Source organism: Nocardia sp. Marseille-Q1738 (assembly GCF_965283145.1).
Genome location: NZ_CBDIMS010000006.1, coordinates 137634 through 153446, shown reverse-complemented (window position 1 = coordinate 153446; position 15813 = coordinate 137634). Strand labels below are relative to the sequence as shown.

Below are 15813 nucleotides of genomic sequence, written 5' to 3'. Positions count from 1 at the left end.
CGATTGGCGGTTGGTTTCGGGCATATCGCGCCGCCATTCGACTATCCTCGTCGCGTTGCTGAACTCGGATACCAGCGAACCTATCTGGACCGGGCACCTACACATGGGTTATCGCGAAACTACGAGTGGTGTCGTGGCGTGTCGGGATCTTGAATTCCATTGTGGCGGCGCGGTTGCAGACCGGTCCCGGCGCACTTGATGATCGAGTGCACGACAGTGCTGATGTGCGGGCGGAAGGCGTCGCGTGGCGCGACGACCCATCGCCGGTAGCCGGTCCTTTCGTCGCCTGGGGACGGCAGGACTACTTCGCCGCCATCGGGGACGATCGTCGCGGCAGCGCGCAGCAGTGCGGTGAAGACATCGCTGTCAAGAGTGCCGGTATCGTCGGGGCGGGCGAGGATGCTCCAGCGGCCGGACCCGTGCGCGATGACGGGTCCGAGCAGATATTGCCGGGAGAGGTCGGTGTACACCATTTCACCGAGCCATTCGGGGACCGTGACCGCGGCGACGGCACCTGCACGCAAGGTGATTCGCCCCGTTTCGCCGTCCACGAAACACGGAAGTCCGCAGATGTGCCGGTAGTACAGACAGCGGGTCAGCGTGGGGTCGGCCGGTGCGCCCATGGCTGGCCCATGGTGGCGGCTCGGCTGGGATGGGGAGTTGGGGTCGCGATCCGATTCATGGGTCATTCGTGATGTGTCCATTCGGGTTTCGAAAATGAGAATTGGGAAATCAGTCCCAGAGTTGCGCGCAGGGCAAAGGCGGGAGGCCGTCGTGCAGCTCGTCATCGACGGTCACGATGAGTTCCGGAAAACGCCGGGCAAGGTGGTCGGCCACGCTTTCGGCTTGTTCGGCACCGGCCCGATAATCAAGGCGCAGTGCGCCGGATTCGATACGGATATGGCGGATTCGGCGTCGGTCCGGCGGCTCTGCCGGCACACCCGGCTTCACCGCGGCTTGCTGTTGTCCGGCACCATCCGCCCGCTGTCGATCAGCACCTGCCGTGCCGCCGCTTTACGAGGACAGAGTCTCGCGCGGCAGTCCACGTGCACCCGCATCACCTCATGCGCTTGACCGATGGTGAACGGCAGGATCGGCTCCTGATGGGCAGCCGTGTCGCTCAATGCGAGCAGCTGATACACAGCAAGGAAATTCATGGACGCGACGCCTCTCCGTTTCGAGCACCATTGGTCGGCGGTGCCCGGTGCCGGGGGCTGTCGCCACCGGTCCGTCACCCTGGCGGGCCAGTGCGCCGCTGAAACGTGCGGCGTCGGCCCGGCACCGGGCACCTACCGCCGAACGTAGAATCCGAAACCGCCAGGTGGGAGCGCGGATTCCGGTTTCCGTTCCGGCTATCGGGAGAGGCGTATATCTCACGGATGCCGCCGTTCTCGGGTAACCCCTGACCTCTTCATTACGAGAATCCGGCGGCCTCGGGTTAGCCTTCCACTGCAGGGAAGGAACTCGAACGACGTGAATCCGTATCCGGCTGGGGAGCCGTATCCGAACGCGATGCCGGTTCCGTACGGCGGGCATCCGCCGCAGGGGGCACATCGGCCAGCGCCACAACCGCATCTGTATGGGCCGCAGCCAGAACCGCAGGCAGGGCAACCGTATCCACCAGCGGCACCACAGCAAGCGCGGCAGCCATCTCCGCAGCCGCTGCAGCAACATCCGGCGCCGCAGCAAGGCGGTGGCCAGTATCCGCCGCCGAACGCGCAGTACGACCAGCCCGCCCCGACGGCCGGCGGGCAGCGGCTCGTCTTCGACTATGCCGCCGACGCGGAGACCGCGGGACATCTCAATCGCGCGGCCTTCTTCGCCATCTTTGATCCGACTCGGTTTCTGCTGTTCTTGGGCCTGTTCGCCGGGCTGTTCAGCCTGCAGATAGTCGTGAATGTCATCCGCGAGGGCACCGAGGGATTGGGCGACGGTGCGGTCGGCGGCATCGCGTTCCTGCTCGGCTTCATCGTGATCTGCATGGTCGTCGGTGGGCTCCGCGCCTGGGCCGCGCGCCGCAAACGGATCGCCTCCTACGCCTTTCCGGGTGCATCCATGCATGTCGAGTACGACGGTGAGGGTTTCGCCCTCCGCACGCCCGTCGATAATTGGCGCATCCCCTACCGGAATGTCCGGCGCTTCAGGCTCCGCCGCGACGTCGTGGAGTGGAAGTTCCGCAGCGGCGCGTGGTATCTGATGCCCGTAGAGCTCATGCCGCCGCACGCACAGCAGTTCGTGCAGGCTCGATTGACTGCGTGACCTCGAGAGGTGCCCCAGGCCTGCTGGCAGGACTATCGGCTGGTCCTAGATGAGCTAGAAGCACGTGGAGTCCGCTGACCGGCGCGCCCCAGCTGTGATCCAACCGAGGCGCGGCGTTGCTAAGATTACCGCAGCAATGACCAGGTTCAGGTCAGCTGAGTGCCTTGTCGGCAGTCAACGGATTTTCCTCCGCATCGACTTCTTGGTAGTCGATGCTGAATTCCAGGCCGGCGTTTCGGGAGCGTTCTGCAAGCTTCCGCAGCCGAGCAGTGGCGAGGTCCGAGGCCGGTGGAGGCACTCTGCGGAAATGGCAGCGAATTTCGATAGCTAGGTCGATTCGTTCCAGCTCGATCCGCCATATCGTAAGTGTGCCAATTGAGGTACGATGCATGGAAGACGATATCGATTACCGACTGTATCGGAATCGTCAGCAAGTTGAATTCGGAGCCGTGATCGTAAAAGTTGATTGACGATGTGGAGGAGTGAAGGTGGGGAACGATGTGTCCAGGGCGGACGTGGTGAATGCGGTGGATTTCTTCCGTGCCGCCATGCAGTTCGAGTGGACTTGGAGCGTTGATGATGTGGAGCGGTTCAGCGAGATCGTCGGCTGGACGCCTGCTGAATTCGGTTCCGAGACCACGGTTGTCATGATGACAAAGGCCCGGCTCGCGAAGCCTTTCGCCGTGTTCACGGTCGCTGATCAGAAGATAGACGAAGTTACCGTCCACCTCACCGACTTCGTCGAACCGCAGTCCCGAGAATTCTTGATAAATGTATTCAACGCTGCCTGCGTGTCCTTGATCGATGTGCTCGGCGACCCCGTCGTGCGTGTGCCCGGACGCAACGCAAAGATTCTGTGGAGGACGCCGAAATTCATAGGGGAATTGCTTGTTCTCGACCGGAACGTCACCGTTTCGGTGGTCCGGCCGGACAGTCGGTTGATCGTGGACGAACTTCAAGCGCACGGAGTTCTCGACTGACCTTCGGGGACCTAGCTGAGGCCCGGCGTTGCTCCGACGACCGGTGCCAGCTCGGTCAGGTCGAGGTCCTCGCCGTCCATCCAGCCGTACGCGGTCAAATCTTTGGGAGTGTCGACGCGCAAAGCGTCCCGCAGTCCACTTGTCGTCGCTCGGGCAAGGGTGGTGTATCCGGCGAACGGGGTGGGCCAGGGTAGGCGGCGATGCCAGTTTCCGACTCGACTTCCGTAGTGTGCTGGGTCGTGCCAGCCGGTAGAACGCAGAAACTGCTCGGCCTCGGACGTAATCGGCTGGTCGAGAAACTCATTGCTCGCCAGTTCAGCGTACAACTCGGTGTCGTACTGAGCGAACTGGACATATCGTTTCCCGCTCGCTTCCAAAATCAACTTCGCGCTGCTCGGCAGTTCTGAGAGGAAGTTGGCTAGTCGTTCTGTGAACGCCTCCCATTTGGCGGCGGTGTACTCCACCATCGCCTTTCGCACCTCGATCTCGTCGATCAAGTGCGGTACGTCGGGTGGGATCAGGGACACAACTACGCTGCGGTCGAGCAGCGCCAGTTCGATCGCGCACTCGGATACTCGCCACCAGGACATCGGGCTCGGACTGGTTACCTCTAGGTCCGGAGCGCCGAGACTTTGGCTCACTCGCGTGCTGGTCGTATCGAACACTCCGGCAAGGAGATCGTTTGCATCGGGATCGACAATATCGGTCACGGAAACAGTCACCCGTTTGATCCTGTCGCCGATCATCTCGAAGTAGGCGTCTGGGTTGCTGAGATGAGCACGCGTCGTCAACCACACTACGGTGGCATCTTCGATCTCCTGCCGTTGCCAACCCACGGCGGCACTGAATCGTTCGACATCGGGGACCTCCCACGTCCAGTGGAACCGGTGGGCGGCCTCGATGACATCCATCGTGGCTTCGATATCGACGTCGAAATTCTTACTCATGCGACCAACTTCCGGGTGCCATATCCACGATATTCTTGGTCAACGCTCACGGCTCAGACCTCGCTCGTTTCCTTCACGTGTGCGGGCCCGCCTTATCTGTGCGGCCTCACGTTCCCGAAGCTCGCGCAGACTCTGCGCTTGGAGCGGTGAGGCTGCGCCCACATCATGGAGTCTGACGATGTCCAACGCCCTCACGTCCACGCCCTGCCACATCCTGATGGCGATGTAGGTGTCTCGCCGTTCCTGTGAATCGTATGGAACCCGGACTGGTTCCACATCAGGTCCCCGGTTGACCTCGACCTGCACCACCGGTGGTGCCGTTGATCGCTCCGCTTGTCTGTCCCGGACAGGTGACTCCGCCGACAGCCGCGCATCGGGATCCTTGCCGTAATACTTGAGCACAGCCGCTACCTTTTCCAAGTCGCCAGCGGCCAAGGCTCGCAATGTCTCTCGATACTGCGCGGCATGGGCTCGCAGCTTGTCGGCTGCCTCTCTGCGATATGCCAGTTCCTGTTCTCGTTGATGTTGGTCAGCGGCGCGCACCGGCTGTTGATTCATTGCCTCTATCTGGCGCTCAACCGATTCGGCGAACCTTGTATCCGCCTCCCGTAGGAACGTTCTTGCCTGCTCGCGCCACTGTCCTCGGACCAGTTCCGGAGTGCGTACCCTGTCGGCACCCAGCTCGAGGGCTTGCTGGGGGCCCTCCATGAGGAACTCGGTCACGGTGACGCGGTCTAGTTCGACGTGGACCAGCATGTAGTCGATGCGCCGGGCGGCGATCGCTTGTTCCATCGCCCGTGCGAGTTCCGGGTTGTCCCGCGCCAGTTCCTGTCTGGCTTGCTGCAAAGCCTGATCGTTCCTGAGCATCCAGTCCCGATACAGTTGGGTTCCTTGCTGTACGCGAAGCCCGTCCACCATTCTGGAACCGAGTGAGGATCCGAACCCCTTGGCCTCCAGAATAAGAACGCGCACTTCTTCCCCGGCCCTTCCTGGGACAAGGGCGACCAGATCGAGGGTGTTCGCTCTACCTGGGCCATCTCCCTCGCGGCCCGTCAAGATCAATGCGTTCTGTGGCAGGACATCGCGGGCGCCATTCATTCCTGCGAGCTCGGCGCGGTTGACCACAGCCCAGATTGCCTCGGAAGTCTCGATGGCCGCACTTCTGAGTGCAGCGATCTTTTCCAGCCGGCTTGTATCACCGGCCTCCAACGCACGCGAATTCAATCCAGCGATAGTGGCTCGAAGATTTTGCCTGTTGAGATCTTTTGCGGTAACCCCGAGTTCGGCGGCCAGCTCGTCTCGGTGCTGTATCAGTCTGTCGCGCTTCTCCTTTGCCTGCCCTTGCTCAGCTACAAGATGTTTGTGCTTGGCCTGAGCGGCATCGGACAACTCGTGAGTGCGGGTATCGCCATAGTTGGCCGCGATATCCACCTCGGAGCGCCGGTACGGGTCGCTGGCGAATTTGCCATCCGGCCCGCGGAGGGAGCCGTTCGAGTCACGCCATGTTTCCTCCCCATCTCGTGGATAGTGCTCGCGCCCATCCGCACTGACCCAGGGGCCAGAATGCCGTTCGACTGCGGTGTCCATACCTCTGTCGAGGTTCGGGATACCCTCGGTGGCCCGTACTTCAGACGTCTGCGCAGGGGTGTCTCTCTCGACGTGCGGTGGGTCGGGTCGGTTGTCGGGGGTGGGGTAGATGAGTCGTAGGTTTTCGGCGAGGATGGCGGCGGCGTTGGGGTCGATGCTTCGCTCGGGTGTGGGTGGGGGGTCGGTTGTCGGGGGTGGGATGAACAAGCCGCATGTTCTCGGCGAAGATCGCGGCCGCGTTGGGGTCGGTGCTTCGCTCATGGGGTATGTCAGGTCGGTAATCAGGGGTGGGATTGATGAAGCGCAGGTTTTCGAGGTACGCCGGATGGTCGTAGCGCGGTACGTTTTCGGCGCTCCGTTCAGGAGTGGGGTTCGGCGGATTCCGGCGGTCATCGGGTTCGCTGGAATGATCCCGCGAGCGTCCTGGGTCGGCGGGCGCTGATCCACGGGCTGGGATCGGTGGCACCTGCCGGTTGGGGTTCGGCGAGGTGACCTGCGCAGAGGTTGGTGCAGGGTTTGCTGTGCCGCTACGTTCGTGGACGTCGTCTAGAACTCGAACGTCCCGTGTTCCGGCCAGGTCCCGTCCGGATTCCTGTTGGCGTATGCCCACGCTTTCGCTCGTGCGCAGGTGGGATGGATCGCGGAAGTGTTCGTCCGGGAGCGCAGGGTCTGCTTGTCGATGATCAGATGGCGTTCGATGCTGGGCTCCGACGTCATCGACGACGCTTGTACCAAGTACTCCACTTCGGTCGGGTCTTCCTGCATCCGTTGGATATTCACCGTCCACTGCGGCGGGTAGACCTGACCGCCCATCGGCAGCCGCCCGGTCCGTTTCGCCGCCGTGTAGTCGTCCATCACCATCGGTACCGACCAACTGGGGTACTCGATCACGACCCCGGTCTCGGAATCGATCACCAATTTCGTCAAGCCGAGTCCCTGTCCTGCGGCGGTCTCCTCCGGTGTCAGGATCGGGACGCAGACCCACCCGTTCTCGAACTGATGAATCCGGAATTCCCGTGCGGAGTTGAATATCTCGGCCAGGTACCGAACCACCTGGTCCTCGGTTCGAATCTCCGGCATTGTTTACTCCTTGGTCGGGCGGAATGGGTGTGAACCATAGCTGCGTCGAGTCGTTGACCATCCGTGTCGGTGGGTGGTCCGAGGTTTCACCGGACTGCGGATCCCACCACACCGGGCCACTGGCGCCTGGCGGGTAGACGATCACAGTGGCGTGGGTGCCGTCTGTGATCGGGTCTCCGTTCGAGTCGTATCGGAGGTTGCCGTCACTGTCGCGCGCGTGCCATTCGTTGACGATCAGCGCTGCCGAGCCAGGGCCGAGATGGGCTATCAAGTCGTGGACTGCGGCGAATTGATCGGGTAGGGACAAGCCATGGCCTACCAAGCTCGACAGATCGCTGCCGAGCCATCGAGCAGCGCGTTCCAGCCCGTGCTGTTCGCCTGTACCGTCGTCGACTGTCCCATCAGGCAGTAGATCGGGCCATCTCGGTAGCGATACCTGGGGAGAACCGAAGAACGAGGCCAGAGCCGCCAACGCGCAGTCGAGACAGTTGTTGCGGCGGCCCTGAAAGCCGGGACCACCGTCGTTGACGAGCTGGCCATAAGGGTGGGTGCGTGGGTCCGCGCCTCGCGTGAAGCGATCGCCGTCGCGGAGCGAGTCCTCGACCATCGCCTGGTACGCCTGATCCTCCAAGTCGTCGAGCCGGTTGTGGTCGATGACCCGAGTTTCGGGCAGACCGGTGAACCTGGCGGGGGCGTTTGCGGCAGCGATGTCGTTGCTGATCTGCCGCAGGTCTTCCGTGCCTACGGTCGGCTGATTCTGACTATCTGCAGGCAGGCCTAGATGCTCGCGCAGGTGGTTGGCGAGCACATCGGGGGTGTCGTGTGGATGCCAGGTTCTCGGGTCGCCCGTTCCGTGGTCGACGTTGACGGAAAGGTGTGCGGTGGACGGGTCGTTGGTGAAGACGACGTCGACCATCAGCCAATCGCCGCTGAGTAGTCGGCGGCCATAGTTGAAGGCGCGGTCGGTTGCCAGGTGGGCGTTTTCGATCAGACTCCGCATTTCTTGCGGGGAGATGTGCGCGCCGGCTTCGAGGTGGATTCGCACACTGAGTACGGCAATATGCTCGGGTCCTTCCGTGTACCGCCGCATCTCATAGGCGGGAACGCCGGTTGCTCGGTTTGGCCGGACACCGATGACTCGACCGTCTTCGGGTGCTCGGCGTCGGTAGTTCTCGCGTGCATTGCGCGCTTCGAGTGCTCGCTGTATTTCCGGGTCTATCGGACGGCGATGATCGGGCAGCTCGGTATGGCGTGCTGAGCTGCGCGGATCGTGCGGTGGCACAGGATTGTGTGGGTCCTGACGCCGTGGTTCCGAACCCGTGTTCCGTTCGATGCGCGGGTCGGCGTGTTGTCTTGGATCGCGGTTGGTGTGCTCGGACTGCCTGCGTGGGTGCGGAGCGGGTTGTCTCGTCTCATGCGGTGCGGGGTTGAAGTGGGGAGGACCCGGCTGGGGTTGAGACGCGAGCGGGTGTGGTTCCGCTACGCGCGGCGGTGGCGATGGGGTATGCGTCGGCGGGGGTGGAAGCGATTCGGGAGCTCGCGTTGAGGGCAGATCCGCGAACGTTGGGCGTGTTTCGGGTGTGTGCGGCGGCACCGAATGTTCAGCGCGCGGCCACCAATCGGGCCGGCGATGGGAATTGGCGATGTAGTTCGGATCCTGGTGGGCCCACATCGGCGGAGCCGACTCCGCATGCGGTGGCGTCGATGGCGACCGCGGAGTAGTCGGTGGCAGCGATTCTGGTGCCCGCGTCGACCGCCACGTGTCCTGCTGCGGCGGAGGCTGGGACTCAGGAGCCCGATGGTTGGCGTGCTGTTGGCTTTGGGCGTCGAGCCAGTTACGCACCTGAATGTCGTACGGGCTCGCACCCAGCGGGTAGGCGTGGGCGGCCTCGATCTCCTGTGGCGTCGGCTGGTAGCGGCCGATGTGCGGGTTGTATTCGCCGTAGTAGAACGGATCGGGCGGGATCACGCGACCGTCGTTGAAATGGGCGACGTACCTGTGGACGGCTGGGTCGAAACCCGACCGGTGCGGTGGAGGTGCCGGGAGAGCAGTTCGGGTGTGCTGCGGTGGGTGTTCCGTTGCGGGAAGACCAGACTGAGCATCCTGCTGCTGGGCTTGCTGGCTGGACTGCTGTTGCTGGTCGAGCGTTGGAAGATCGTGGGTGTCGGCGAAGCGGGGATTGTCCAGGTGGGCGAAGCGCGGGTTGTAGATTGGATCGCCGACCGTGACGGATACCAGGTTTCCGCTGGCGTCGACGATGATTTCCCGCGGCCAGACCCGGTAGACGGTGTCGCTGGATATTCCGCCAGGGGCCAATATCTCGGCTTCCCTGTGGCTGCCGGTTTGATACCGGCTGTGGGCTGTGGCGTCGTGGAAGGTGGCGTCTACATCGATGCCGTGCGGGTGGTACAGCTCGTGCATATACATCGTCTGCCGGAAGGTGCCGTCGGGCAGACGTGTCAGCTGTCCCTCGTCGGCGAGCCGGTTCAGGTCGTCGCGTGCGATCTCCGTTTCCCGGGCGATGGTGTGCTCCGGACTCCTGGACAGCGACACGAACCCGTCAGCTTGGCCTGGTCCGGTGTGGCCGACGTGCGCACCGATGTTGAGGTTGCTGGGATCGCGGGGCGCGAAGCCGAGGCCGAAAATCTCCGGCCCGCGCGAATCCATGCGAAACAGCGCGTTCCGGGCGTCGAGGAACGCGTCGCCATCGCTCCGGTCACGCCATACCGGCGACAGGCCGTCGCCGTGGTGGCTGACCACCAGCCTCGTAGGGTCGATCGGTGCTGCTGCGTGGTCGAGCGCCTCGCCGGGCATGGTCCGGGTCAGGTGATCGGGCAGCCGGCTGTCGGGGCATCCGGGTTCGAATGCATCGGGCTCGACACTCGCGTAGCGCCGCCGCACGTGCGGATTGAGGAGGTCGTGTTCCACAACCTCGGTGAGGTACTCCGGGTCCAGCTGGTCGGGAGTCTCGCGCAGCGGCTCCTGCTGGTGGCTCTTGACGACACCATAGTTGGTGAGAGCCAGGCTGCCATTCTGAAGGCCCCGGACGACGTCGTCGTACGACATGCCACGCTCGGCGGCGAATTCGTCAATGAACCGCCGCTCATGATCGAGAAGCTCGGAATGTCGTGTCGAGTTGCGCGGATCATGCGGTGGCACAGGATTGTGTGGGTCCAGGCGCTGTGGCTCCGAACTCGTGTTCCGCTCGATGCGAGGGGCAGGATGTTGTCTCGACTCGCGGTTATCGGTGATCGGGTCGGATTGCCGGCGTGGGTGCGGAGCGGGTTGTCTCGTCTCGTGCGGCGCGGGGTTGGTGTTCCGGGGGCCTGGATCAGCGAACCGGTTCGTCGGAGCATGCTGGGGCGGGACAGTGTCCGGACGATATGTCGACTCCTGCCGACCGCGGTCGGCCTCCCACTGGCGGGGGGAATCCGGGTGCGTGTGTTCTGTTGCAGGATAAGCGTTCTGCGGGCGCTGGGGGCTTGGGCGCTCCCGCTCGATATGAGGCCGCGGGTTCGCTGATTCCCGGTCTAGTCGGTCGTCTCGCCTCGTTCCCGATCGATCCGCTTCAGTTCCGACTCGCCCCAGGCTTGCCAGATCTTGATCTGCTCCTCGGTGGCTGGGCGTCGGCCCTTCGCTTCCTTCTCTCGCCAAGCGGCCATGTTGCGTGCCACCCGTTCCCGAATCTCGGGATCCGAGCTCTCTTGTTTCATCGTAGGACCGAGGGCCTCTCGTGCTATCCGTTCCATTTCCTCTGGACTGATGGCCATCAGGATTCCTTCCGAGATCGGTGAGATAGATGATGTGCTTGCCATTTTCGAATGTACGGTTATCGACGCGGAAGCGGTGGCCAGGTGGGAAGACTACTTCGTCCTGCTGGCCGCTGGCCCAGGAAATGTCCTTGCCGTGCCGGGATTCGATGATGAGTTCGATATTCCCGCCCGGCATGGATGACTCTTTGTCCGAGGAGGCGAAGCCACGGTCTCGCGGTGTGTTCTCTACCTGGTATTCGTCGAGAAACCTCTGCAGCAGAACGGGATCGGCGATGTATAGCGACCGGTGGACGACTCCGTGGTAGTCGGGCAGTCTGTTATATGCGCCGACCAGAGCGCGGATTGCCGCATCGTATTCCTTGAGTGCCCGGGCATCGCCGTCACGAGTGGCTCGGTTGACGTGCTCGTTCAACGACAGGAACTGGTTGTGCCGGATGGCAGCGATCTCTGCGTCGGTCAACCGAGCCACTTCGGGATGGTCGTGGACCGCCCTGGCGCGTATTCCGGCGACCTCGTGCAAGTAGTGGGGATGATTGCGTGCGTACTCGTCTGCCGCGTCACGGTCGCGGAAGTCGGGGTTGGCGTAGTAGGGCCGGTCCTCGACCGGAAGCGTTCCCCGGCGCGCCGCAGACTCCGGTTGTGGTGCAGTGGAATCGGCGTAATCGCGGATCGCCTGATCCCACGAGTCGCCCCGCCGTGGCGTGTCCGCATGACCGCTGCGGGGACGTCGACGAAAGAAGCTGCCGGGATCTCGAGGCGGTGTGGTTGTGGTGGACGGGTTTTCGGTTCGTCGTGTGGAGTGTGGAGCCGGTCCACGGTCGGACTCCCGCGGACGGGCAGTGTCCGGATGCGTGTGTGCTTCGCGGGGACCGCTGTGGTCGGTTACGAGGCGATCACGCCGTTCTGGGGCCACTGCTTCTCGCGTCTGGCCCGGATCATGATCTGTCCTGCGGCCGCTCGGAAGATCCCGTCCTCCGGTTGGTCCGTGCGGGCGGTGTTGCTCGTCTTGTCGATGATCAGTGTGCGGTCGAGGTTGTCCCTCGTCTCCCCGAACTGGTACTCCACTTCGCTCGGGTTGTTCCTGGTCTGGTTGTAGTAGATCAGCAGTGCCATCGTGTCGTCCCCACAGTGTGTCGTAGCGTTCGCCGGTTCGTGGCGGTATGTCGTTGGACCAGTGGTGGTCGAGATTCGCGTGTGCGTGTGCGTCCTGATACGTCGATTCCGGATGAGCACGCAAATAGGTGGACTCGGCCAGCTCGTGTTCGAGCAAAACGATATCGGCGGGCAGTGGATGTCCGGCACGCAGCCGGATCCATGCCTCGGCGATGTCCGGATCGGCGTCGAACCTGCGGTGAATCAGGTTGCCGTCATAGTCGGTGATGGGGTGTTCTTCGCGAAACAGGTGGTTCTTGATCTGCTCCACGTCGTCGCGGGTGAAGTGCGAGCCGTCGGCGCGCGGATGTTCATCGAGTGTGCGCGCGATATCGTCGATGTCACGATCGTCGCGGCGGAAATGGTCGTACGCGTCCTCCGCCCAGTCGAACGCTGCGAAGTCGTCGCGTGGACGCACGGCACCACCCGAATGCGACATCGACTCGGGATTCACGGGGCCCGGATCGTCCGCGTCCGGCTGCCGGCGAGTACTCGGGTCGGTGGGTCGACTCGGCTGTGCCGCGTCCGACGTATCGCCCCGTCGCGGAGTACCGGTGGCCGTGGCACGGTCGGAGATGGGTGCCGGGTGCGCGGTACCGACCGATGATGCACGATCGGGTGGATTCGCGCGGTGTACGAGGTCTGCTGGTGGGACGCTGGTGCTGCCGGGCCCGCTGGTTGCGGTCGGCGGCGAGACGACCGGCGAGGCCGATTGTGGCGGAGCTGCCGGGCGCGTGGTCTGGTCGGGCCGAGGTGTGGCGACGGGTGCGGACTGCGATGGACCGACCGATGTAGCGGGGTCGGGAGTGGGGACGCTCGAGCGCTGGCCCGCTTCGGTAGTGTGCGCGAAGGTTCCTGCGAGTGTGCTGGGTGGCACGGCCGCTGGAGATGCCGTTGTCACAGCGCTCGAGGTGACAGTGTCCGTTGGCGAATTCGCCTGGGCATCCGGTCGGGGCGTATGGGTTGAGGGCGGTGCTGCGGCAAGGGGGCTGGTCGTGCTCGGTGTTGCGGTGTCCGGTGTCGTCGCCGCCTCTACGCGCTGGCTTGGCGCCGGGGCGGCCTGGTCGACGATGGGCGGCGGATTGTCGACGCTCGACTGGTTGTGGATGCCCGGCTGCGAGCCGGATTGATCAGCGACGGCATCGTACGCAGCGGGTGCAGGATTCGATGGGGCGGTCGGTTGCCCGCCAATTTCGCTCGGAATGTGTGATGAAGGCGCCGGGCTGGGCGAGACGTTGTGTGCCGTGTCGTTGAGAGACGTCGCCTGGTTGCTGCTGAGCGTGGGCGGGCCCGGATCCGAATTCGCCATGCTGCTGGTGCTATCGGATGGGCTGCTGGCATGTGAGGGAGCCGGGGTTGCCTCGGCGCCGACAGGGGTAGCAGTCCGAGTCTGTGGTTGCGAATTATCCGAGACCGGATCGGCGCTGTCGGGCGAGGGCAGGGTGAGACTGGAGTTTTCGTCGCCGCCCTCGCTCGTGGGAACTGTCGCGTTTTGGGCCTGTGTCGAGCTTGCCGGGGCAGGCGCGGTGTTCTCCGCGGGATTCGACGTGGGGGAGTCGCTGTCGGTTCCGTTGGCGTTGGTGTGCGCGCTCGTGGGTTGGGTTGCTTCGGGTTCCGGCTGGGTGCTGCTCGGCTGTGTTTGTTCCCCGGTGTCGCTTTGGGCGGGTTGGGTGCGTTCGGGCTGGCTGTCGCTGGGCGCGGGCGAGGTCGGGCCGGGGTCGTCTATGTCGGGCGGCGTTGTGTCGGGATCGGTGTCGGTGGGGCGAGTGCCGGCGGCGGAATGGAGTCCGTGTGGTACGCCTTGTGCAGCGGAGGATGTGATGCTTTCGAGGGTGAGTTGGAAGGGTTGGTCGGTGAGGGCGGCGACTGTTGCCGCCGCGGCGGTTTCACCCGCGATGCCGGTGGCTGTTTCGGTGGTAGCGGCGATGCCGGCTCGGCCCAGGCGGCTGGTGGCAACGTCGTCGACGCCGGACAGCAGGCCGCTGCGGCCGAGCCCGCCACCGACCGCGCCACCGGCCGCGCCTGCGAGGGCGGCGATTCCGGCGTCTTTCCAGTCTCGAAGCGTTACTTCGTCGCGGCGCCCGTCGGCGAGCTGGAAGATTTTGACGCCGATTTCCAGGCCGCCCTCCTCCAGTGCCTCGTTGATCGCGGCGAGCAGGGCCACGCGGGCCGCGGCTTTGGCTGCGGCGCGGGTGAGCATGCGGGCGATCAGTTGTTTGATCGCCATGCGGATGGTGACCTGGGTGGCCACCCGCAGAACGACCGCGCCTCCCGCGCTGAACCCGGTCCACGCGGTCGCCAGCAACGGCGCCACCTCGATCGCGAAGATAACCATCGCGCCGATGATGACCAGTTTGGTGTGCTCTATATCGGCTGCGCCGTCGCCGATTTGGTCGGCCAAGTTGTCGATGTATTTGACCAGTGCCTGCCAGGCGCCTTCCTTACCCGCCAGTTTGTCCCAGTGGGCGGCGATCGCGTCATGGGTCTGTCCGTCGATCGCCGCCAGTGCTTGCTGCATCGTGTGCGCGGCGTCGTCGTCGAGCTCGTTCAGCGCGGCGGACATGCCGGACCATGCGTCGGCCACCCGTCGCATCGCCGTCTCGTCGCCCTCGGGCCAATCTCCCGCGCCGACCAGCCATTTGGCGGCCCACTGCAGCCACCCCGGGATTTCGATGCCCATCAGGTCTGGATCTGGTTGATCTGGGTGGCGTTGGTTTGGTCGCGGTTTTGCAGCGTGTTCGCGATGGCGACCATGCTTTCGCCCAGGTTGTTCAACGTTTTGCCGAGGTTGTCGATACTGGTCAACGCTTTGGGGACATCAGGGGTGTAGTCCTTGGCGAAGTTCTGGCCGATCTTGTCCGAACCCCAGCATTCGCCCTCGGCCTCGATGACCCGCCGCAGGTTGGCCGCGGCGGCGGCGATCTTGTCGGCGACGTTGGTGAAGCCTGGCCGGGTGGCGCGCAGCGCATCTGGGTCGACACGGAAGTTCGTCACAGGCGGTCCTGCAGGTAGGAGTGGTTGTGGTAGTACTCGGAGAATCGACCCATGCGTCTACGTCGCGTCGGATTCTGTTGCCAGACGGGCACGTTCATCAGCCTCCGACCACTCATGCCACCAACCAGTCAGATGTGCACCGGGGATGGTGGGCTGAAGCAGGTCGTCGCCCGGCCTGCGTTCTGGACCGGGGTTGAATGACAGCCAAACCGACTCCTGCGGGCACACTTGCTCGAGCAACTCGCGGCCCGAGACGACTTGCCGCAGCCAGGGATTCACGTCCTTCGGCAACCTGATCGGCGAAGTGTAGATATTCAACTTCCGCATCGAACCGTAGGGCCTGAACGGCCACCCGTGCCGGCCCTGCGGATCATCCGGGGACAGCACCACGATGAACTCGCCGCGACTGAACGCCTCGATCAACCAGGCGACGTTGTTGAACCCCCACATTGCTCGCCACAGCACCAGCTCGAACTCGTTTGTCAACTCCACATCGACCGACTGCGGGACGGGTATGAATTCGGGGTTCACCCAGGTTTCGGCGAATCCGCCGTTGCCGTCGGCCAACCGCCCACCGAGCACGTTCTGCTTCCGAAGTGCGGACTTGTCGGCCCTTGGGTCCGTGAAGTATTTCCACTTGCCGGGGTTCGCCTGCGCCCAGGCGAAGTCGGAGGCCGTCGGTTCGGGCAAGATCCGGCTCCGAAAATCTTCATTCACGTAGTCGGAAAGATGGAGCTCCTTCATCGCCGCCCCCCGACAACGGTGTGGTGGACGCTGCGTTTCCGAACAGCGCTGGACGCCCATGGGCACCTTGACTCGATCAACTCAGAACCCCACCTCTCGAAACCAAGTACCTTGCAGCACAGCTAGATCAGCCATGACTTCGGTGGACCGTAGCCCTCTTCCCTGGCCTCGTCTTCATCGGTCCAATCGGATGGCAGGACGTAATTGTCCCGGCCGTGCGTGCGCTTGGAAGCAGCGGTCCCCGCCTGATCGGGGGCCTCGCGCAGCGTCGATCGTGTTCGGCACACGGGCCGGTC

11 protein-coding genes are annotated in these 15813 nt (G+C 63.7%); 2 read left to right on the top strand and 9 right to left on the bottom strand.

Annotation, left to right across the window (positions count from 1 at the left end):
- Positions 1-119 precede the first annotated feature (119 nt).
- The 3 genes from ACWPXK_RS22305 to ACWPXK_RS22295 all read right to left on the bottom strand — a co-directional run bounded on the left by ACWPXK_RS22305 (position 120) and on the right by ACWPXK_RS22295 (position 1157).
- Positions 120-623, bottom strand: a complete 504-nt coding sequence (locus ACWPXK_RS22305; protein WP_454198122.1) for a DNA-directed RNA polymerase subunit beta — start codon at positions 621-623, stop codon at positions 120-122.
- 109 nt (positions 624-732) lie between these two features.
- Positions 733-951 carry a hypothetical protein gene (locus ACWPXK_RS22300; protein WP_454198121.1) on the bottom strand — a complete coding sequence of 73 codons (219 nt, stop codon included), beginning with the start codon at positions 949-951 and terminating at the stop codon, positions 733-735.
- The gene (locus tag ACWPXK_RS22295) at positions 948-1157 is read right to left on the bottom strand and encodes a hypothetical protein (RefSeq protein ID WP_454198120.1); all 210 of its coding nucleotides are present in this window, start codon (positions 1155-1157) and stop codon (positions 948-950) included. Before ACWPXK_RS22295 ends, ACWPXK_RS22300 begins: the two co-directional genes overlap by 4 nt.
- Positions 1158-1473: 316 nt before the next feature.
- Between ACWPXK_RS22295 and ACWPXK_RS22290 the strand changes: the two genes are divergently transcribed.
- Both ACWPXK_RS22290 and ACWPXK_RS22285 read left to right on the top strand, forming a co-directional pair.
- Positions 1474-2259 carry a hypothetical protein gene (locus tag ACWPXK_RS22290; protein WP_454198119.1) on the top strand — a complete coding sequence of 262 codons (786 nt, stop codon included), beginning with the start codon at positions 1474-1476 and terminating at the stop codon, positions 2257-2259.
- Between the two features lie 488 nt (positions 2260-2747).
- Positions 2748-3239, top strand: coding sequence for a DUF6301 family protein (locus ACWPXK_RS22285; protein ID WP_454198118.1), 492 nt, complete (start codon positions 2748-2750; stop codon positions 3237-3239).
- 11 nt (positions 3240-3250) lie between these two features.
- On the opposite strand, the gene ACWPXK_RS22280 is transcribed toward ACWPXK_RS22285, so the two are convergent.
- The 6 genes from ACWPXK_RS22280 to ACWPXK_RS22255 all read right to left on the bottom strand — a co-directional run bounded on the left by ACWPXK_RS22280 (position 3251) and on the right by ACWPXK_RS22255 (position 15804).
- Complete coding sequence (locus tag ACWPXK_RS22280) at positions 3251-4186, bottom strand: DUF6301 family protein (protein ID WP_454198117.1); 936 nt, start codon at positions 4184-4186, stop codon at positions 3251-3253.
- A gap of 39 nt (positions 4187-4225) precedes the next feature.
- On the bottom strand, positions 4226-5773 hold the full coding sequence (locus tag ACWPXK_RS22275; RefSeq protein ID WP_454198116.1) for a hypothetical protein: 1548 nt from the start codon (positions 5771-5773) through the stop codon (positions 4226-4228).
- A 40-nt stretch (positions 5774-5813) separates the two neighbouring features.
- The gene (locus tag ACWPXK_RS22270; RefSeq protein ID WP_454198351.1) at positions 5814-14459 is read right to left on the bottom strand and encodes a toxin glutamine deamidase domain-containing protein; all 8646 of its coding nucleotides are present in this window, start codon (positions 14457-14459) and stop codon (positions 5814-5816) included.
- Positions 14459-14773: a WXG100 family type VII secretion target gene (locus tag ACWPXK_RS22265; protein WP_454198361.1), complete on the bottom strand. Its 315-nt coding sequence runs from the start codon at positions 14771-14773 to the stop codon at positions 14459-14461. Before ACWPXK_RS22265 ends, ACWPXK_RS22270 begins: the two co-directional genes overlap by 1 nt.
- A gap of 57 nt (positions 14774-14830) precedes the next feature.
- Entirely contained in the window at positions 14831-15517 is a 687-nt protein-coding gene (locus tag ACWPXK_RS22260; RefSeq protein ID WP_454198115.1) for a hypothetical protein, read from the bottom strand.
- A 122-nt stretch (positions 15518-15639) separates the two neighbouring features.
- Positions 15640-15804 carry a hypothetical protein gene (locus ACWPXK_RS22255; RefSeq protein ID WP_454198114.1) on the bottom strand — a complete coding sequence of 55 codons (165 nt, stop codon included), beginning with the start codon at positions 15802-15804 and terminating at the stop codon, positions 15640-15642.
- Positions 15805-15813: the final 9 nt, after the last annotated feature.

Bases quoted from the DNA above. Each gene is read 5' to 3' on its own strand.
- ACWPXK_RS22305 (WP_454198122.1), bottom strand. From the start codon at position 623: ATGGGCGCACCGGCCGACCCCACGCTGACCCGCTGTCTGTACTACCGG.
- ACWPXK_RS22295 (WP_454198120.1), bottom strand. From the start codon at position 1,157: ATGAATTTCCTTGCTGTGTATCAGCTGCTCGCATTGAGCGACACGGCT.
- ACWPXK_RS22280 (WP_454198117.1), bottom strand. From the start codon at position 4,186: ATGAGTAAGAATTTCGACGTCGATATCGAAGCCACGATGGATGTCATC.
- ACWPXK_RS22275 (WP_454198116.1), bottom strand. From the start codon at position 5,773: ATGGACACCGCAGTCGAACGGCATTCTGGCCCCTGGGTCAGTGCGGAT.
- ACWPXK_RS22270 (WP_454198351.1), bottom strand. From the start codon at position 14,459: ATGGGCATCGAAATCCCGGGGTGGCTGCAGTGGGCCGCCAAATGGCTG.
- ACWPXK_RS22260 (WP_454198115.1), bottom strand. From the start codon at position 15,517: ATGAAGGAGCTCCATCTTTCCGACTACGTGAATGAAGATTTTCGGAGC.